Source organism: Ornithinimicrobium kibberense, assembly GCF_006519705.1.
Classification (GTDB): domain Bacteria; phylum Actinomycetota; class Actinomycetes; order Actinomycetales; family Dermatophilaceae; genus Ornithinicoccus; species Ornithinicoccus kibberensis.
The window spans coordinates 98,503-117,766 of sequence record NZ_VFXM01000001.1; the positions used below are offsets into that span (position 1 = coordinate 98,503).

General features: G+C 74.6%; 13 protein-coding genes. 5 read left to right on the forward strand and 8 right to left on the reverse strand.

Going from position 1 to position 19,264, the window contains the following annotated elements:
• Positions 1 to 93: 93 nt before the first annotated feature.
• From FJR00_RS00495 to FJR00_RS00510, 4 genes are all read right to left on the reverse strand, one after another.
• A complete protein-coding gene (locus FJR00_RS00495) occupies positions 94 to 1,260 on the reverse strand; it encodes a DNA polymerase III subunit delta' (protein ID WP_075958070.1) in 1,167 nt (388 codons plus the stop codon).
• A complete protein-coding gene (tmk, locus tag FJR00_RS00500) occupies positions 1,257 to 1,895 on the reverse strand; it encodes a dTMP kinase (RefSeq protein WP_141336994.1) in 639 nt (212 codons plus the stop codon). Before tmk ends, FJR00_RS00495 begins: the two co-directional genes overlap by 4 nt.
• 75 nt (positions 1,896 to 1,970) lie before the next feature.
• The gene (locus tag FJR00_RS00505; protein WP_337678376.1) at positions 1,971 to 2,750 is read right to left on the reverse strand and encodes a MerR family transcriptional regulator; all 780 of its coding nucleotides are present in this window, start codon (positions 2,748 to 2,750) and stop codon (positions 1,971 to 1,973) included.
• A 34-nt stretch (positions 2,751 to 2,784) separates the two neighbouring features.
• Positions 2,785 to 3,315: an Lrp/AsnC family transcriptional regulator gene (locus FJR00_RS00510; protein ID WP_141336995.1), complete on the reverse strand. Its 531-nt coding sequence runs from the start codon at positions 3,313 to 3,315 to the stop codon at positions 2,785 to 2,787.
• A 103-nt stretch (positions 3,316 to 3,418) separates the two neighbouring features.
• Between FJR00_RS00510 and FJR00_RS00515 the strand changes: the two genes are divergently transcribed.
• Positions 3,419 to 4,588, forward strand: a complete 1,170-nt coding sequence (locus tag FJR00_RS00515; protein WP_141336996.1) for a trans-sulfuration enzyme family protein — start codon at positions 3,419 to 3,421, stop codon at positions 4,586 to 4,588.
• Between the two features lie 20 nt (positions 4,589 to 4,608).
• On the opposite strand, the gene FJR00_RS00520 is transcribed toward FJR00_RS00515, so the two are convergent.
• Positions 4,609 to 8,454, reverse strand: coding sequence for an nSTAND1 domain-containing NTPase (locus tag FJR00_RS00520; protein WP_181409421.1), 3,846 nt, complete (start codon positions 8,452 to 8,454; stop codon positions 4,609 to 4,611).
• A gap of 209 nt (positions 8,455 to 8,663) precedes the next feature.
• Between FJR00_RS00520 and FJR00_RS00525 the strand changes: the two genes are divergently transcribed.
• Genes FJR00_RS00525 through crtI form a run of 3 tightly spaced genes read left to right on the forward strand, consistent with a single transcriptional unit; the run spans position 8,664 to position 11,536 of the window.
• The gene (locus tag FJR00_RS00525) at positions 8,664 to 9,008 is read left to right on the forward strand and encodes a hypothetical protein (RefSeq protein WP_141336998.1); all 345 of its coding nucleotides are present in this window, start codon (positions 8,664 to 8,666) and stop codon (positions 9,006 to 9,008) included.
• A 57-nt stretch (positions 9,009 to 9,065) separates the two neighbouring features.
• A complete protein-coding gene (locus FJR00_RS15625) occupies positions 9,066 to 9,914 on the forward strand; it encodes a phytoene/squalene synthase family protein (RefSeq protein ID WP_181409422.1) in 849 nt (282 codons plus the stop codon).
• Positions 9,911 to 11,536: a phytoene desaturase family protein gene (crtI, locus tag FJR00_RS00530; RefSeq protein ID WP_181409423.1), complete on the forward strand. Its 1,626-nt coding sequence runs from the start codon at positions 9,911 to 9,913 to the stop codon at positions 11,534 to 11,536. The genes FJR00_RS15625 and crtI overlap by 4 nt, the downstream gene beginning before the upstream one ends.
• Positions 11,537 to 11,559: 23 nt before the next feature.
• Here crtI and topA read toward each other — a convergent pair whose 3' ends face one another.
• Positions 11,560 to 14,328 (reverse strand): type I DNA topoisomerase, encoded by a 2,769-nt coding sequence (gene topA, locus FJR00_RS00535; protein ID WP_141336999.1) that lies wholly within the window; start codon positions 14,326 to 14,328, stop codon positions 11,560 to 11,562.
• A 107-nt stretch (positions 14,329 to 14,435) separates the two neighbouring features.
• On the opposite strand from topA, the gene FJR00_RS00540 reads away from it, so the two are divergent.
• Positions 14,436 to 15,179 carry a hypothetical protein gene (locus FJR00_RS00540; protein WP_141337000.1) on the forward strand — a complete coding sequence of 248 codons (744 nt, stop codon included), beginning with the start codon at positions 14,436 to 14,438 and terminating at the stop codon, positions 15,177 to 15,179.
• 25 nt (positions 15,180 to 15,204) lie between these two features.
• On the opposite strand, the gene FJR00_RS00545 is transcribed toward FJR00_RS00540, so the two are convergent.
• Together FJR00_RS00545 and FJR00_RS00550 are read right to left on the reverse strand one after the other, a co-directional pair.
• On the reverse strand, positions 15,205 to 16,710 hold the full coding sequence (locus FJR00_RS00545; protein WP_141337001.1) for a DUF7059 domain-containing protein: 1,506 nt from the start codon (positions 16,708 to 16,710) through the stop codon (positions 15,205 to 15,207).
• A 73-nt stretch (positions 16,711 to 16,783) separates the two neighbouring features.
• Complete coding sequence (locus FJR00_RS00550; RefSeq protein WP_141337002.1) at positions 16,784 to 19,141, reverse strand: sodium-translocating pyrophosphatase; 2,358 nt, start codon at positions 19,139 to 19,141, stop codon at positions 16,784 to 16,786.
• Positions 19,142 to 19,264 lie beyond the last annotated feature (123 nt).

Consider the following 19,264-nt stretch of genomic DNA (forward strand, 5'->3'; position numbering starts at 1 on the left):
CGGCCCGCTGGAGGGTGCCGGTGGGGGGTGTCGGGGCGGTCGGGAAGGGCCGTGGTCCCGGTCGTCGGACGCGCGGCCGTGGTCCGGCCGGGCTCATGACCGGCGCCCGGCCCGCTCGGGCAGGACGAGGGCGACCATCATCGCCTCCAGCACCAGCAGCGGGGCCCCGTTGGCCACGAGGCGTCCACGGGCCAGGCCGATCGTCTCCAGGGCGGCGAGCAGCTCCTCCGCGGAGAGGGAACGAGCGAGCCGCTCGATCTGCTCCGGCTCGGTGGCGTTGACCAGCTCGACGGGCGACCCGGTCGCCAGCATGAGCGCGTCCCGGTAGACGGAGGCCAGGTCGGTGAGCGCGGAGTCGATGCTGTCGTGCTGCTGGCGTCGGGTCTCGCGCTTCTGCCGGACCTCCAGGTCGCGCAGGTGGCTGCGGACCGCGGGCGGCTGCGCACGGGCGGCCGGGTCGGCGCCCAGCTGGGTCAGCAGGGCGCGACGCTCGGCCTCGGCCCGCTCGGCGGAGATGGTCTCGGCACCCTCGCCCGCCTCCTCGACGAGGTCCTGGGCGGCCCTCAGCGCCGCCCCCACGCCGGTGAGGGAGGTCGGGATCCCGACCACCTCGCGCCGCCGGGCCCGGGCGTGCTCGTCGGTGGCCAGCCGGCGGGCGATGCCGATGTGGCTCTGGGCGGCCCGGGCCGCGTAGTGGGCCATCGCGGGGTCGATGCCGTCGCGCCGCACGAGCAGGTCCGCGACGGCGTCGACCGGAGGCGTGCCGAGCTGCAGGTGCCGGCAGCGGGACCGGACCGTGACGATGAGGTCGTCGGCGGTCGGGGCGCACAGCACCCACACCGTGCGCGGCGGCGGTTCCTCCAGCGACTTCAGCAGGGCGTCGGCGGCCTGCTCGTTGAGCCGGTCGGCGTCCTCCACCACGAGCACCCGCCAGCGGCCGGTGCTGGGGCGGGTGGCCGCGGTGAGCGCCAGCTCCCGGGCACGGTCGACCCGGATGAAGGTCTCGGTGGTCGAGACGAACGAGACGTCGGGGTGGCTGCCGGCCAGCACCGTGCGGCAGGCGTGGCACTCCCCGCAGCCCGGGTCCGCGACCCGTTCGCACTGCAGGGCCGCGGCGAACGCCCGCGCGGCCACGCTGCGACCCGACCCCGGGGGACCGGTCACCAGCCAGGCGTGGGTCATGGCGGCGGGCACGGACGCGGCCCTGCGCAGCACCGCGACCGCGCGCTCCTGGCCGACCACCTGGTCGAAGACGCTCACGGCGCACCCGCCGGACCGGGGAGCAGGGTCCGGACCCGCCGGCGCACCTGCTCGGCCAGCTCCTCGACGGGGCCGCCGGCGTCGAGCACCAGGTAGCGGTCCGGCTCCCGGGCCGCGAGCGCCAGGAACCCCTGCCGCACCCGGTCGTGGAACGTGTCGTCCTCGCGCTCGAGCCGGTCGTGCACGGTGCCGCGGCGGTCCCGCCCCTGACCGGGCTCGACGTCGAGGAGCACGGTGAGGTCGGGCACCAGGTCCTCGACGGCCCACAGGGACAGGCCACGCACCTCGTCGTGGCCGAGCTCGCGGGCCGCACCCTGGTAGGCGACCGAGGAGTCCAGGTAGCGATCGGTCACCACCACCGCCCCCCGGCCCAGCGCCGGACGCACGACCGTGGCCACGTGCTGGGCCCGGTCGGCGGCGAAGATCAGCGCCTCGGCCCGGGGCGCGACGGACCCGTCCTCGCCGTGCAGCACCAGCTCCCGCAGCGCACGGCCGAGGGGCGTGCCCCCCGGCTCACGGGTGCGCACGACCTCGTGGCCCCGGTCGGACAGCCACCGGGCGAGCAGGTCGGCCTGGGTGGACTTACCCGCGCCGTCACCGCCCTCGAAGGCGACGAACAGTCCGAGAGCGGTCACGGCGGCAGCCTACGTGAGGCGACCGACGCCCCATACCCGGTCGTCCACACCGGGCGGCCGCGGCGCCCGTGCCGGTCAGCCCCGCGCCGCGTTGGCCACGACCGCGTCGCGCACGTACTGCGCCAGCCCGGGCGCGATGTCCTCGTAGGACTTCGTGAACCGCGGGTCGGCGACGTACATCTCGGCGATGCCCGCGTGCATCTGCCGCGGACAGTCGTAGAACCAGGTGCAGATCTGCTGGCGCGCGGCCTCGGCGGTGTCCATCGCCTCCGCGGAGGCGGCCGGCACGCCGTCCCGCATGAGCCGGACGTAGCGCGCGTTGATCTCGTCGCCCTCGTCCTTGATCTGCTCCCACTGCTCCTTGGTGTAGGACCTCGCCCGCTGCTGGGACTGCGCCCAGGCCTCGGTGTCCCCCCATCGCTGCTCGGCCTCCCGCGCGTAGCTCTCGTCGAAGTTGTCGCCGAAGAGCTCGCGCTGCTCCTCGCGGGTGATCTTGTACTCACTCATCTCTGCCTCCAGGGCCTTGTCGATGGCGCTGACGAGTCCTGCGAGCTCGTCCAGCCTGTCCGTGACCGCCGCGCGCTGCCGCCGCAGGTGCGCTGCGACGTCGGCCCCGTCGGCGAGCAGCTCCCCGATCTCCTCGAGCGGGAAGCCGAGCCGCCGGTAGACGACGACGTGCTGCAGCCGCCGCAGGTCCTCCTCCGTGTAGAGGCGGTACCCGGCGGCGCTCCGGCCGGAGGGCACCACGAGGCCGATCTCGTCGTAGTGGTGCAGGGTGCGCACCGTCACGCCGAGGCTCTCGGCCACCTGCCCCACGGTCAGCACGTCGTCGGTCATCTGCGGGTATGCGGTCACGTCACCGACTCTGGGGCCTCACGCCGCGTGAGGGTCAAGCCCGTTCTTCCCGCTCCTCCTCCGGACCGCCCTCGTCGTCGGGGCGCGTCATCGTGCCGCGGCCGCGCAGCGACTCGAAGATCAGCGAGGTCTCGGCGTGCAGCACGCCGGGGCGGTTGGTCAGGTGGTCGAGGACGAAGTCGCGCAGGGCGTCGGCCGATTCGGTCGCCACGTGCACGTAGTAGTCGATGGCTCCCGACACGTGGTAGGCACCCAGCACCCCGGGCAGCTGCGGGACCTCCTCGGTGAACTGCTCGAAGTGGCTGCGCCGGTGCCCGCCGAAGCGGACGGCGATCATGGCCTCGACGGGCCGGCCGACCGCGACCGGGTCGACGTCGGCGTGGATGCCCCGGACCACGCCCCGCTCGCGCAGGGAGCGCACCCGCACCAGGCAGGTGGACTCGGCGATGCCGACCTCGCGGGCGAGCATCGCGTTGGACATCCGCCCGTCCTGCTCCAGCAGGCGCACCAGCGCCAGGTCGGTCTCGTCCAGGGGCTTGACGCGGTCGGGCGGGTTCTTCGGCACACGGTCAGCGTATGCGGACGCGGCCGCCACGGCATACCCGCACCTACACCGCCCATCCTTCGGCAGTATTGACGGGACTACTCAGGATCTGCACTCTTGTCCTATGAACACCGAAGCCCTGGGTCTTGACAGCCGCGCCGTCCACGCCGGACGGGCCGACCTGACCGGTCTGGGGGTGCACGTCCCCCCGATCGACCTCTCCAGCACCTACCCGCTGCCCGACGTCGAGGCCGGGGGCGAGGCCTACGAGCAGATGGCCTCCGGCCAGGCCCGCGGCGAGGGGCAGACGCCCGTCTACCAGCGGCTGTGGAGCCCCACGGTGGCCCGCTTCGAGGAGGCGCTGGCCGCGCTCGAGGGAGCCGAGGCCGGGGTCGCCTTCGCCTCCGGGATGGCCGCGCTCAGCGCCACCCTGCTCGCCTGCGTGTCCGCCGGCGCCCCCCACGTGGTGGCGGTCCGGCCGCTCTACGGCGGCAGCGACCACCTGCTGGCCACCGGACTGCTGGGCACCCGGGTGACCTGGGCCGACGCCGACCACGTCGCGGACGCGATCGAGGAGGACACCGGGCTGGTCGTCGTCGAGACGCCGGCGAACCCGACCCTGGACCTCGTCGACCTGCGCGCCCTGTGCGAGCAGGCGGGGGACGTGCCGGTGCTGGTCGACAACACCTTCGCCACGCCGGTGCTGCAGCGGCCGCTCGAGCACGGTGCGAGCCTCGTGCTGCACTCGGTGACCAAGTTCCTCGCCGGGCACGGAGACGTCCTCGGCGGGGTGGTCGCCACCTCGGCGGCGTGGGCCGGCCGTATCCGGCCGGTGCGGGCCGTCACCGGCGCCATCATGCACCCGCTGTCGGGCTACCTGGCCCACCGCGGGCTGCAGACCCTGCCGGTGCGGGTGCGGGCCCAGCAGGAGGGTGCACAGGTGGTGGCCGGCTGGCTGACCGCGCACACCGACGTCGCGCGCGTCTACTACCCCGGGACCGAAGGCGCCGACCCGGCCGGGCTCGTGGGCACGCAGATGACCGGGCCGGGTGCGGTGCTGGCCTTCGACCTCGGCAGCTACGACCGGGCGCGCCGGGTGGCGGAGGGCGTGCGGATGATCACCCACGCGGTCTCGCTGGGCGGGGTGGACAGCCTCGTCCAGCACCCGGCGGCGTTGACCCACCGTCCGGTGGCGGAGGAGGCCCGGCCGGGCGCGGGCATCCTGCGCCTGTCGGTCGGGCTCGAGGCACCGGAGGACATCGTCGCGGACCTGGAGCGGGCGCTGCAGGCCTGACCCGTGCGGGGGCTACGGCGCTAGGACTCCTCGCAGGGCACGGTCCAGGGGACGCCGGGCAGCCGGTCGGCCCACTCCTGCTCCGTCAGCGGCACACCGGTCGTCCGGCAGATCCAGGACCGGGCCCGGTCGACGTCGGTGTCCCAGATGCGGACCTCCCCCAGGTTCCCCCCGGCGTAGAGCACCTCGTCGCCCGCCCCCCAGCCGACCGCGAAGAGCCGGGTCTGCGCCGCGTCGAGCGCCAGCGGGTCGGCCCACCCGTCGTCGGTCCGGTCCCAGACCCACAGCCGACCGTCCTGGGAGGCCGCGGCGAGGCGGGTCCCGTCGGAGCTGTACTGCACGTTGTAGACCTCCGACCCCGGGCCGGTGAGCGTGTCGACGAGCACCGGCGACGCGGGCTCCCGCACGTCCCAGACGGTCACCTCACGGCCGGCACCCACGGCCACCAGGTGCTCGTCGGCGGGGTCGAGGTCGAGTCCGAGCACGGCGCCCGGGGTCTCGAGGTCGCCGAGGAGCTCGCCGGACCGGGTGCTCCACAGGCGGGTCCGGCCCACCTGCCCCACGACGGCGACGTCGTGCACCGAGTGCGCGACGGCATACACCAGCCCCCCGGTGTCCGCGCGGCCGGCCAGCTCCACGGTGGCCCGTTCCTGGTCCACGTCGTACCAGGAGATCCAGCCGTTGTCGCCGCCGGCGACGAGGGTCGATCCGGCCGAGTCGAAGGCGACCATCTCCACGATCTTGCGGTCGGCCTCCTCGACCCGGCCCCCGGTGAGGTCGTCGTCGAGCACGGTGACGGGGTCGGCGGGGTCGCGCACGTCGTAGGCGAGCACCCGGTCGGCGATGGTGCCGCCCACCATCACGGTGCCCGCGGGCCCCAGGTCGGCGGCGCCGCTGAAGGCCTCCCCCTCGGGCGCGCGGACGGCCGAGACCTGGCGGGGCCGGCGGGGGTCGTCGGTGGTGTCGTAGAGCACGAGCCGCCCGTCGCCCGCCCCGGCCGCGACGAGCAGCAGGTCTCCGTCGGCGGCCGCCCGGGTGGTGAAGACGCCGTCCCCGTGCCGGACCGGGACCGGCCCGGTGGTGTCCCACAGGAACCACTCGTCGTTCTCGGGGGCCACGAACCAGCGACCGTCGTCGAGGGCGACGACGGAGACGTTGGGCGCGGCCGTCGCCACCGAGGCGGCCGGGACGTCCCAGGTGGTGGTGTCCCAGCCGCCGGGGCCGCGGCGCCACAGGTGCACCTCCCCCGCCGAGCCGACGGCGACCAGCTGCTCGCCGTCGGGCGCGAACTCGACGTCGTTGACGTAGCTGGCGAAGGCCCGCGCCTCCCCCTCGGGCTCCAGCTCCCCGTCCCCCACCGCGAAGAGCCGCAGCGTCTTGTCCCGGCCCACGACCGCCGCCGTCGCCCCGTCCGGCGACAGCTCGACCCGGTGCTGCAGCCGGCCGTCGGGGTCCACCAGGACGTCGTCGAGACGCTCCCAGGCGTCCTCCTCCACCCGCCACAGCACCGCGGTGCCGTCGTCGCCGAGGGTGACCGCGAGCAGTCCGTCCGGCGCCATGGCCAGGTCGACCACCGGTCGGCCGTGGTCGGCCACCACCTCCGCCTGCTCCCACCCGCCGGCCGGGTCGTCCTCGTCGACGGCGGGCCGCGTCCACGCCAGGACCTGCGCCCCGGCACCCGCCACGAGCAGCTGCCCGTCCCCGACCGGACGCACGTCGACGGCGACGGCGTACCCCGGGTCGCCGGCGGCCGGCACGACGAGGGTCCCGGCGTCCCGGGGGCGGGCGGGGTCGGCGACGTCGACGAGACGCAGCCCGTCGGGTCCGGCGGTGGCCACCACAGCGGCCCCGTCGGGGGTGACCACCAGGTCGGCGACCCCCGTGGTGGGACTGGTCTGCTCGGTCAGGACGTTGATCGGGGCGGACGGCTCGGCCAGCCCGTCGTCGGTGAGCGCGGCGGTGCGCACGCTCCCGTCGGCCGCGCCGAGGGCGACCCAGGACCCGTCGGGGGCGACGTCGCCGCGGTTGACGCCGGCCCCGTCGAGGTGCCTCGTCAGGCGCGGCCCAGCGGCGGCGTCGAGCACGGCGACCACCGCCTCCCGGGTCGGCCTCAGGGCGTGGGCGGAGACGGCGAACTGGGCGGCGGTGGCCGGGTGCTCCTCCCGCAGGGACACGGCGAGGTTGGCCACCTGCCGGGACCGGGCCTCGTCCCGCTGCACCTGGATCTCCTGGCGGGAGGAGACGGCCGCCACGGACAGCCCGGCCGTGGCGACCGCCAGCACGGTGGTGGCCGCCAGCAGACGTCGGGTGCGCCGGTGGGCGCGCTCCCGGCCGGCGGCGACGTCCTGCTCGCGCCGGGCCGAGGCCTCGACGAAGTCGACCTCCTCGGGCGTGGCGTCCTCACGGTGCTCGGCCAGCCAGTCCTCGGCCACGGCGAGCTGGCTGCCGGTGAGCAGCAGCGCCGGGTCGCGACCGGCCTCCACCCAGTCGGCGCGCCGGGCCGCCACCCGGTCGCGGACCTGCAACGCGCCGCCCCGCTCACGGATCCACCGGTCCATGAGGGGCCAGTCGACGAGCAGCACCTCGTGGCTCAGCGAGGCGCGGTCGTCCTCCAGCACGACCAGCCGTCGGTCGGAGAGGTGCTCCAGGACGTCCTGGGCGCGGGCACCGAGGGCCTGCAGCTCCTCCCGGGCCGCCCACCGGCGCGACGGCGCCTGCCCCTGCTGGACCCCGACGAGACGCAGCAGCAGCCTCCGTGCGGTGCGGCGGTCCTCGTCGGGGAGCGCGTCGACGACGGCGTCGGCCCACCTCACCAGGGACCCGCGGAACCCGCCGACCCGGTCGTAGTGGTCGCGCGTGAGCTCACGCCGGTCGCTCTCCGCCCACATCGACCGCAGCAAGTGGGACAGGTGCGGCAGCACCTGAGAGGCGTGCCCGTGACCGAGCGCCTCGGCCAGGATCAGGTCGACGAGGCCGTCCTGCAGGTCCAGCCCCACGAGCCGGGCCGGACCGGTGATGACCGCGTGCAGCTCGGTCCGCCCGGGCGGTCCGACGAGCACCTGCCGGTCCCGCAGGGCCCGGAGCAGGAGGGGGTGCTCGGCCGCTGTGCCGTAGTGGTCGGCCCTCAGCCCCACGACCACGGCGCGCCGGCCGGGGGCGGCCGCCCCGTCGTCGTCGCCGGTGGCGGGGCCGGAGACGTCACCGTGCCGCAGCCAGCGCCCCAGGAGCTCGAGGAAGCGGTGCTGGACCACCCGGTCGTGCCCGAGGGTGAACAGCTCCTCCAGCTGGTCCACGACCACGACGCAGGCCTGGTCGTGCGCCGCCGGAGGTGGGAGGGTGTCCACCAGCAGGTCCACGGGCAGTGCGCCTGGCGTGATCCGCCGCACGTCGACGTCACCGCCCAGGTCGCTCAGGCCGGCGCCGAGCAGCGACGACTTGCCGGCCCCGGAGGGACCCACCACGGCGACCGTGGCCCGGTCGGCGAGGGCGGTGAGCACCGCGTCCCCCAGCTCGGCCCGCTCCTGCTCCCGGCCGAAGAAGAGGTCCGCGTCCTCGACGCCGTAGCTCTCCAGGCCCAACCACGGGGCGCGCCGGGCGGCCGGCGGGGCCGGGCGAGTGCGCATCTCCCAGAGCCGCTGCTCCCAGGCGGGGACCTCCCCCGCCGGGACGCCGCAGGCCTCGAGGATCCCGCGGAGCACCTCGGGCCGGTTCCACGGCGGCAGGCGACGGCCGGCGAAGTAGTCGCCCAGGGTGCTGGCCGGGATCCCGCTGCGGGCGGCCACCTGCCGCACGGAGAGCCGGGCCTCGTGGCGCAGCGCGGTGAGGGCAGCGCCGAACTCCTCCGCGGTGAGCGGCGCTGCGGCCATCCCCACCTTCCCCTCGTCGGCTCCTCGGTGGACGGGGACCATTCTGGCGCACCCGGACCGTCCGGACCGGACCGACCCGGCGTCCGGGGTCGTCCGGACAGCGCAAAGACGGCTGCGGAGGGGCCGGCGCCCCGGCACGATCGGTGCCGGGAGCAGCATCCGTCCGCGGGTGGCCCTGCTCCTGCCGTCCGGCCCGGGGAGGACGAGAGATGACCCGACCACGTGATGCTGCCGAGCTGCTGTGCTCCGTGCTGGCCCTGCCGCGCTACCGACGCCGCTGGGTGCGGCACGTGCGGCGGATGGCGCCCAGCAACTCGGTCCACCACGCCGCCGTCGCCGAGGTGATCGTCCGCCACCTCGTGGAGTCCGGCGAGCTCGACGGGAACGCCCCGCGGCCGGCACGGACCTACAAGGACCTCGTCGGGCGGGCCCTGACCGGTCGCACGCTCAGCTGCGCCACGCTCCAGCTGTTCGTGGACGCCTTCGAGATCGAGGACGAGCTCGCGGACCGTCTCTGGGGCACCCTCCTGGGCGACCGGGTGAGCCCGGGCTGACGGCACGCCCGACGCCCGGATCGCGAGGGTCGTGCCCGGGGCAGGTAGGTTCGTGCCGTGAGAGCTCGCCCCACCGGCCCCTACGACGAGGTCGCCCAGGCCAGCGCGGCCGTCGTCATCGAGTGCTACTCGACCTCCTTCGGGTGGGCCACCCGCCTGCTGGCGGAGCCGGTGCGCACGCACGTGCGGTGCATCTACGCCCTCGTCCGGGTCGCCGACGAGCTCGTGGACGACGTCGACCTCGCCTGGGACCGGGGACAGCGTGCCGCCCTCCTCGACGCCCTGGAGGAGGACACCCGGCGCGCGCTGCAGATCGGGGGGAGCCCGAACCTGGTCGTGCACGCCTTCGCGCGCACGGCCGTCGAGCACGGGATCGGCTGGGACCTGGTCGGCCCGTTCTTCGACTCGATGCGCGCCGACCTGGACGTCGCCGCGCACGACCCCGACTCCTTCGCCACCTACGTCTACGGGTCCGCCGAGGTCGTGGGCCTGATGTGCCTGCGGGTGTTCGTCGGCGGCGACCAGGCGCGCTACGAGCAGCTCGCCCCTGGCGCGCGCGCCCTCGGGGCGGCCTTCCAGAAGGTCAACTTCCTGCGGGACATGGCCGACGACCACGGCGAGCGGGGCCGGGACTACTTCCCGGGGGTCGCCCCGGGTCGGTTCGACGACGCCCGGCGCGACGTCCTGCTCGACGACATCGATGCCGACCTCGCCGCCGCCGCCGCGGTCATCCCTGAGCTCCCGCCCAGCAGCCGCCGGGCGGTGAGGGCGGCCCACGACCTGTTCGCGGCCCTCTCGGAGCGGCTGCGGCGCACGCCCGCCGCGGAGATCGCCACCCGACGGGTGCGGGTCCCCGACCCGGTCAAGGCCGTCGTGCTGGCCCGCTGCCTGGTGGGTCGCCGATGAGCAGGGTCGTCGTGGTCGGCGGAGGCATCTCCGGGCTGGCCGGCGCGGCGCTCCTGGCGGCGGACGGCCACGAGGTCGAGCTGCTCGAGCAGCGCGAGGACGTCGGTGGCCGGGCCGGGTCGTGGTCCACCGACGGCTACCGGTTCGACACCGGCCCGTCCTGGTACCTCATGCCCGAGGTCTTCGACCACTTCTTCGCCATGATGGGCACCAGCACCGCCGAGCAGCTGGACCTGCAGCGGCTCGACCCGGCCTACCGGGTCTTCTTCGAGGGCTACGACGAGCCCCTCGACGTGGTGGCCTCCACCGAGGACAACGTGGCCACGTTCGAGCGCATCGAGCCCGGTGCCGGGGCGGCGCTCCGGGGGTACCTGGCGTCGGCGAGGGACGCCTACGACATCGCCCTGCGCCGCTTCCTCTACACCAGCTTCACCCGGCCGCTGGCGCTCGCCTCCCCCGACGTCCTGCGCCGCGTCCCCACGCTCGGTCCCCTGCTCACCCGCTCGTTGGAGTCCTTCGTCGCCGCGCGCTTCCAGGACCGGCGGCTGCGGCAGGTGCTCGGATACCCCGCGGTCTTCCTCGGGTCCTCGCCGGACCGCACCCCCAGCCTCTACCACCTGATGAGCGCCCTGGACCTCACCGGCGGCGTCATGTACCCCCAGGGCGGTTTCGCCCACCTCGTCGAGGTGGTGCACCGGCTCGCCCTCGAGCAGGGGGTCCGCGTGCGCACCGGAGCCCGGGCGGTGTCGGTCGAGACGGTCGAGCGGCCAGGCCATCGCGCGCCCACCCTCCCGGGACGCCTGCGCGACCGGCTGCCCTCCCGTCTGCGCGGCAGGACCGCCCGCGTGACCGGTGTGCGCTGGGTCGACGGTGAGGGCGTGGAGCACTCCTCCCCGGCGGAGGTGGTCGTCGCGGCCGCGGACCTGCACCACGTCGAGACGCGCCTCCTGCCCGAGCACCTGCGGACCTACCCCCAGCGCTACTGGGACCGCAGCACGAGCGGCCCGGGGGCGGTCCTGGTGCTGCTCGGCGTCCGGGGGCAGCTGCCGCAGCTGCCCCACCACAGCCTGTTCTTCACCGCCGACTGGCGGGACAACTTCGACCGCATCCGGGAGGGACGGGTGCCCGACCCCGCCTCCGCCTACGTCTGCCGGCCCTCGGCCACCGACCCGGACGTCGCCCCGCCGGGCTGCGAGAACCTCTTCGTCCTGGTGCCCGTGCCGGCGGACCCGGGGCTGGGTCACGGTGGCCTGGACGGCGGAGGCTCTCCGGCCGTCGAGCGGGTGGCCGACGCGGCCATCGCCCAGGTCGCCGCCTGGGCGGGGATCCCCGACCTGGCCGACCGCGTCGAGGTGCGGCGCACCATCGGGCCGGGCGACTTCGTCACCGACCTGTCAGCCTGGCGCGGCAGCATGCTGGGGCCGGGGCACACCCTGCGCCAGAGCGCCATGTTCCGCGCGGGGAACGTCTCCCGGCACGTCGAGGGGCTGCTCTACGCCGGTTCCAGCACGATCCCGGGCATCGGCCTGCCGATGTGCCTCATCAGCGCGGAGCTGGTCGCCAAGCGCCTCCGGGGGGACCACTCCACGGCCCCCCTGACCGAGCCGTCCCCCGGCGGCTGACCGCCCCCGGAGACCGGTGCGACCTACCCGGTCGACTTCCGGGTCGTCGTGCTCTTCGCCGGAGCCTTCCTGGCCGTGGTCTTCTTCGCGGTCGTCTTCTTCGCCGTGGTCTTCCTCGCGGTGGTCTTCTTCGCCGCCCGCTTGCGGGTCGTCGGGCCCTTGGCCCGCTTCTCCTCCAGCAGCTCGTAGCCGCGTTCGGGCGTGATCTCCTCCGGCTCGTCGCCCTTGCGCAGCGTGGCGTTGGTCTCCCCGTCGGTGACGTAGGGCCCGAACCGGCCGTCCTTGACCACGACGGGCCGCCCCGAGACCGGGTCGGTGCCCAGCTCCTTCAGCGGCGGCTTCGCCGCGGCCCGGCCGCGCTGCTTGGGCTGGGCGTAGATCGCCAGCGCCTCCTCGAGGGTGATGTCGAAGATCTGCTGCTCGCTGGTCAGCGACCGGCTGTCGGTCCCCTTCTTCAGGTAGGGGCCGTAGCGGCCGTTCTGCGCGGTGATCTCCTCCCCGGACTCCGGGTCGGTGCCGACGACACGCGGCAGCGAGAGCAGCCGCAGGGCCGTCTCCAGGTCGATCGTGGCCAGGTCCATGTCCGCGAACAGCGAACCCGTCCGCGGCTTGATCTTCTTGGCCCCCCGCTTGGGCGCCTCGTCCGGCTCGGGCAGGACCTCGGTGACGTAGGGGCCGTAGCGCCCGGCGCGGGCGACGATCTCGTGGCCGGTCCCGGGGTCGGTGCCCAGCACCCGGCCGTCGTCGGCGGCGGCCGTCAGCAGCTCCTCGGCCTTCGCCGCGGTCATCTCGTCCGGGGCGATGTCGTCCGGGACGGTCGCCCGGCGCGGCTGGCCGTCCTCCCCCGGCACCTCCACGTAGGGGCCGTAGCGGCCCACCCGGACCACGGTGCCGTCGCCGGTCTCCACCGCCGACACCGCCCGGGCGTCGATCTCCCCCAGGTCCTGGACGAGGTCGCGCAGCCCCTCGGTGGAGGTGGCCTCATCGCCGAAGTAGAACCGCTGCAGCCAGGCCACCCGCTGCTCGTCGCCGCGGGCGATGGCGTCCAGCCCCTCCTCCATCGACGCCGTGAAGTCGTAGTCGACCAGCCGGGGGAAGTGCCGCTCGAGCAGCTGGGTCACCGCGAACGCCAGCCAGGTCGGGATCAGCGCCGACCCGCGGGTGCGCACGTAGCCCCGGTCCTGGATGGTCCCGACGGTGGCGGCGTAGGTCGAGGGGCGGCCGATGCCCCGCTCCTCCAGCGCCTTGACCAGCGTGGCCTCGGTGTAGCGGGCGGGCGGGCTCGTCTGGTGACCCTGCGCCTCGGCGCGCAGCGTCTCCAGGGACACGCCCTCCGACAGCTTCGGCAGCCGCCGGCCCATGGCGCCGTCCTCGCCGTAGCGGCTCTCGTCCCGCCCCTCCTCGTAGGCCGCGAGGAACCCGCGGAAGGTGATCACGGTGCCGGAGGCGGCATACCCCGCCCGCGCGTATGTCGTGCGGGCGCCGCCCTCGGCGGCGCTCGCCGTCCCCTCCGGGAGGGTGGCCGCCAGGCGCACGCTGGCGGTGGACCCCTTGGCGTCGGCCATCTGCGAGGCGACGGTGCGCTTCCAGATCAGCTCGTAGAGGGCGTACTCCTGCCCCCGCAGCTCGCCGGCGACCTGCGCCGGGGTGCGGAAGGTGTCGCCGGCCGGGCGGATGGCCTCGTGCGCCTCCTGGGCGTTCTTGGCCTTCTTGCCGTACGTCCTGGGAGCGTCGGGGACGTAGTCGGCGCCGTACATGTCGCGCGCCTGCTGGCGGGCGGCGCTGACGGCCGAGCTCGACAGCGTCGTCGAGTCGGTCCGCATGTAGGTGATGTAGCCGTTCTCGTAGAGCCGCTGCGCGGTGCGCATCGCGGTCTGGCTGTTCATCCGCAGCTTGCGGGAGGCCTCCTGCTGGAGCGTGGAGGTGGTGAACGGGGCGGAGGGCCGCCGGGTGTAGGGCTTCTCGGCGACCTCCGTCACGGCGACGGTCGCCTCCCGGGTGCCGTCGGCGATCGCCTGGGCGGCGGCGGCGTCCAGCTGCACGGCCCCCTTGGTGCGCAGGGTGCCGTCGTCGGCGAAGTCGCGGCCGGTGGCGACCCGGGCACCGTCGACCTCCACGAGCCGGGCGGTGAAGGCCTGCCCGTCGTTGCCGCCCGGGGCGAACTCCCCCTCGACGTCCCAGTAGGAGGCCGACCGGAACGCCATCCGCTCACGCTCGCGCTCGACGACGATGCGGGTCGCCACCGACTGCACGCGGCCTGCCGAGAGGCCCTGCTTGACCTTGCGCCACAGGACGGGTGAGACCTCGTAGCCGTAGAGGCGGTCGAGGACGCGGCGCGTCTCCTGCGCGTCGACGAGGTGGGTGTCCAGGTCCCGCGTGTCGTGGACCGCCCGCTGGATGGCCTCCTTGGTGATCTCGTGGAAGACCATCCGCCGGACCGGGACCTTGGGCTTGAGCACCTCGAGCAGGTGCCAGGCGATGGCCTCGCCCTCCCGGTCCTCGTCCGTGGCCAGGTAGAGCTCGTCGGCGTCCTTGAGGGCGCGGCGCAGCTCGGTGACCTTCTTCTTCTTGTCGGCGTCAACGACGTAGTAGGGCTCGAAGCCGCCGTCGACGTCGATGGCGAACCGGCCGAACGGGCCCTTCTTCATCTCCGGGGGCAGCTCGGAGGGGTTGGGCAGGTCGCGGATGTGGCCGACGCTCGCGTCGACGGTGAACTCCTTGCCGAGGAACTCGCCGATCTTCTTCGCCTTGGCCGGCGACTCGACGATCACCAGCTTGTGCCCTGCTGCCACGGTTGCTCCTCCGAACGGTCCGTGTGCCGCGGATTCGTCGCGGCTCCGACACGGGACCTCGGGCGTCACCGTAGCCGATGGGGCGACGGCCGCTACGCTGCTGCCTCATGACGGTGCACGGACGAGCAGGTATGCGGCCTCCCGGCCGGTCCCGACGCTGGACGGCCGCCGGGGTCGCCGCACTGGTGCTCCTGGCCGGGTGCAGCGTGGGGGACGGGGACGACGGCGAGGAACCGGCCGGCGGCACCGCCGGCGTCGAGGACGGGGACGACGCCGGGGACGGCGCCGCCGGGACCGCAGGTGCCGGCGAGGGGTCGGGCGAGGGCTCCGGGGGCAGCGCCGGCCCGCCGACCGAGCCGGCCGACATCGCGCCGGTGGTGGCCGGCCGGTCGGTCTCCGGCGGCGGAGGGACGGTGACCGTCGAGGGCGACCACGCCGGGTTCGTGCTCCCCTCGGGCAACATCGCCTGCTCGGTCACGGCCGCCTCGGCCGTGTGCCAGGTGGCCGAGAAGGGGTTCACCCCCCAGGCCGACCACCTGGCCTCGACCCTCGTCGGCGGGTGCACCGCCGAGGAGGCGGACGCGCTCATGCTCTCCGCCGAGCGCGGGGCCTGGACCTGCCTGCCGGAGCCGCTGCTCGGGCAGGCTGCGGTCGACGCGGGCGGCTGGTGGGCGCAGGAGGCCGGTGAGACCGCCGACGTCGACGGGACCACCGTGGCGGTCCTGCCCTACGGCTCCTCCCTCACGCTGGGTCCGGTGACCTGCACCAGCGCCCAGGACGGGGTGCGCTGCGACAGCAACGAGATCGGCAAGAGCTTCCTGCTGTCGAACACCACCTACCAGTACGACTGACCGGCCCGCGCCGTCCCGGCAGGGCTCAGCGCAGCAGCCCGTCCTTGACGAGGTCGCGCAGCACGGGGAGCACCTCGGCGACGACGGCCGCGGTGTCCGCCTCCGTGAGCACGGCCAGCCCCGCGCACAGCTGACGGGCGGTCAGGTCGCCGTCGCAGGCGCCGACGAGGCCCGCACCGAGGGTGCCCAGGCGCACCGTCCGGCGCAGCCCGCCGCCCTGGCGCAGCTGGATGACCTGCGGGTCGGGCGCCCCCGGTCGGCCGATCCGCTCCTCGGACACGTCGTCGGCCACCTGCCAGGCCACGTCGAGCAGCTCCTCGTCGTCGTGCTCGGCCAGCCAGGTCCGGGCGCGCAGGCCGGCCAGGACGTGCGGGCCCATCGGGGCGGCGACGGGGTGGCGCACGTCGACCAGGTCCCGCCACGGGGCGCGGCCGGCACGAGGACGCTGCAGCGTCACGACCCCGAACCCGACCCGTTCCACGCCGCGCCCGGCGAAGTCGTCCAGCCAGGCCGCGTAGAGCTCCTCGAACCCCTCCGTGCCCGGCCGGTGACCGCCGTCGCGGATCCACGTCTCGGCATACTCGGCGACGTCCTGCTCCTCGCGCTGCACGACCCACGCGTCCAGGCCGGTGCCCTCGAGCCAGCCGGTCACGTGCCCGGCCCAGTCCTCCCCGGCAGCCAGCTCCCAGTTGGCGAGCAGCTGGGCGACGCCTCCGGGTCGCAGGTGATCCCCGACCCGTCCGACCAGCTCGGCGACCAGCCCGTCGCCGGCGCGGCCCCCGTCGCGGTACTCGTACAGCGGCACCCCCTCCCGGCGGGGCGTGATGACGAAGGGCGGGTTGGACACGACCAGGTCGAAGGTCTCCCCCGCCACGGGTTCCAGCATCGAGCCGTGACGCAGGTCCAGGCCCACGTCGTTGAGCGCGGCCGTGAGACGGGCCATCCGCAGGGCCCGGTCCGAGACGTCGGTGGCCACGACCTCCCCGGCGTGGAGGGACAGGTGCAGGGCCTGGACGCCGCACCCGGTGCCCAGGTCCAGCGCCCGCCCGACCTGCGGCCGGGGGGTCCAGGAGGCCAGCGTGGTGGACGCCCCGCCGACCCCGAGGACGTGCCGGGTGGGCAGCGGACCGCCCACCACCGTCTCCGGCAGGTCCGAGAGCACCCACCAGGTATGCCGTTCGTCCCCGTAGGGACGCAGGTCGAGGGCCGCCCGGAACAGGGGGCCGCGGTCGTCCGCGGGGTCCTGCCCCACCACCAGGCCGAGGTCCCGCAGACCGTCGAGGCCGGTCCGGGGCAGGACGGCGTCCAGCAGGGCCCCGGGCGCGCCCTCCCCGAGCACGAAGACCCGGGCCAGCACGGCGGCCGGCTCGTCGCGGCCCGCCAGCGCCCGGCGCGCCGGCAGCGGCTGGTCGCGGTGCAGCGCCGCACCGGCGGCGGGGCCGAGGAGGTCGGCCAGCGTCTCCACGGCGTACCCGGCCTCCGCGAGGTCCGCGCGCAGGTCCTGGATCCGTCCGTCGTCGGTGAGGGGCACGTCGGTCACTGTGCCACGCACGACGACGGGGCGGCGCCCCGTGGGGTGCCGCCCCGCCGCCGGGGGACCGGGCTCAGTCCCCGGAGACGACTCCGGCCGACTCGACCTCGGGGGAGTCCCCGATGGCGATGTCGCGGCGCTTGGAGACCGTCACCGCGGCGACGATGACGACCACCGCCACCAGGGCGACGCCCCAGCGGAGCAGGTCGTTGCTGCCGTCCCCGTAGGTGAGGCCGACGATGGCCGGGGCGATGAGCAGGGCGACGAGGTTCATCACCTTGATCAGCGGGTTGATGGCCGGGCCCGCGGTGTCCTTGAAGGGGTCGCCGACGGTGTCCCCGATGACCGTGGCGGAGTGCGCCTCGGTGCCCTTGCCGCCGTAGTGGCCGTCCTCGACGATCTTCTTGGCGTTGTCCCACGCGCCGCCGGAGTTGGCCAGGAAGACGGCCATGAGCACGCCCGTCCCGATCGCACCGGCGAGGTAGCCCGCGAGGGCACCCACGCCGAGGCCGAAGCCGACGGCGATGGGGGCGAAGACGGCGAGCAGGCCGGGGGTGGCCAGCTCGCGCAGCGAGTCCTTGGTGCAGATGTCGACGACGCGGGCGTAGTCGGGCTTCTCCGAGTAGTCCATGATCCCGGGCTTGTCCCGGAACTGGCGGCGCACCTCGAAGACGATGGCGCCGGCCGCGCGGGTGACCGCGTTGATGGCCAGGCCGGAGAAGAGGAAGACCACCGCTCCGCCGATGAGCACGCCGGCCAGCGCGCGCGGGTCGAAGATGAGGAAGGACTGGAAGACGTCCGCCTCGGCCTCCTCGCCGACGTCGCCCAGGGAGTTGGTGATGGCGTTCCAGTAGGCGCCGAAGAGCGCGGTGGCCGCCAGGACGGCCGTGGTGATCGCGATGCCCTTGGTGATGGCCTTGGTGGTGTTGCCGACGGCGTCCAGCTCGGTGAGGATCTGGGCGCCGGCCTCGTCCACGTCGCCCGACATCTCGGCGATGCCCTGCGCGTTGTCCGAGACCGGGCCGAAGGTGTCCATCGCGACGATGACGCCCACCGTGGTCAGCAGGCCGCAGCCGGCCAGCGCGACGTAGAAGAGGGCGACGATCATCGAGCCGTTGGCGAGCAGGAAGAGGCCGAAGATGGCGCCGGCGATGGTGACGGCGGTGTAGACGGCGGACTCCAGGCCGATGCCGATGCCGGAGAGGATCACGGTGGCGGGGCCGGTGAGCGAGGTGCGGGCGACGTCGTTGGTCGGCTTGGACTCGGTGCCGGTGAAGTAGCCGGTGAGCCAGAGGATGAAGGCGGCGAGCACGATGCCGATGACGACGGCGGCCGCCGAGCCGAGGGCCGGGTTGAAGTCGAGGTCGGCGGTGTCCCCGAGCAGGGCCAGGGTGCCGCCGGTGACGGTGCCGGAGGTGTCGCCGCCGCCGAGCTCGGCGGAGTCGGTCGGCAGGAAGACGAACGCCGCCACGACGGAGGCGACCGCCGCGACGGCCGCGGAGACGTAGAAGCTGCGGTTGATGGCCTGCAGGGCGTTCTGGCCCGGCTTGGCCTTGGTGATGTAGACGCCCATGATCGCCGTGAGGACGCCGATGGCGGGGATGACCAGCGGGAAGGTGAGGCCGCCCTCGGCCCCCAGGGCCGCGGTGCCGAGGATGAGCGCGGCGACCAGCGTGACGGCGTAGGACTCGAAGAGGTCGGCCGCCATGCCGGCACAGTCGCCGACGTTGTCACCTACGTTGTCCGCGATGGTGGCGGCGTTGCGCGGGTCGTCCTCGGGGATGCCGGCCTCGATCTTGCCGACCAGGTCGGCGCCGACGTCGGCGGCCTTGGTGAAGATGCCGCCGCCGACCCGCATGAACATGGCCAGCAGCGCGGCGCCGAAGCCGAAGCCCTCGAGCACGGTGGGGGCGTCGCCCTGGAAGGCGAGGACGACGAGCGCGGCACCGAGCAGACCGAGGCCGACGGTCGCCATTCCGACGGTGCCGCCGGTCCGGAAGGCGATGCGCATCCCCTGGTCGCGGTCCCCGTGGCGGGCGGCCTCGGCGACCCGCATGTTGGCGGCGGTGGCGAGGTTCATGCCCAGCCAGCCGATGGCGGCGGAGAAGCCGGCGCCGAAGAAGAAGGCCACCGAGCGGCCGATGCGCACGCCCAGGTCGTCGGCCGGCAGCACCAGCAGCAGCAGGAAGGCGACGACGGCGAAGATCCCGAGCGTCTTGAACTGCCGGGTCAGGTAGGCGGAGGCGCCTTCCTGGACCGCCGCGCCGATCGCCCGCATGCTGTCGGTCCCTGTCGGGGTGTCCAGCACCTGCTTGCGGAACATGAAGCCGAAGACCAGCGCGACCAGCGCGATGGCGAGCACGACGATCACGACGGCCGTATCGAATCCCGTGAGCGACAGGTCGCTCACGGCGGTTCGGACTGGGACCATGGAACAGCCTCCTGGAGCTGGCCCGCGACGCTGCGGGTCGACGGGGCGGGGGACTCTCCCCCACGGTGTGGTGGTCACTGTAGTGACCTGCTCCCGGTGCGCCCGCCCGGGGGCGGGGGTGTG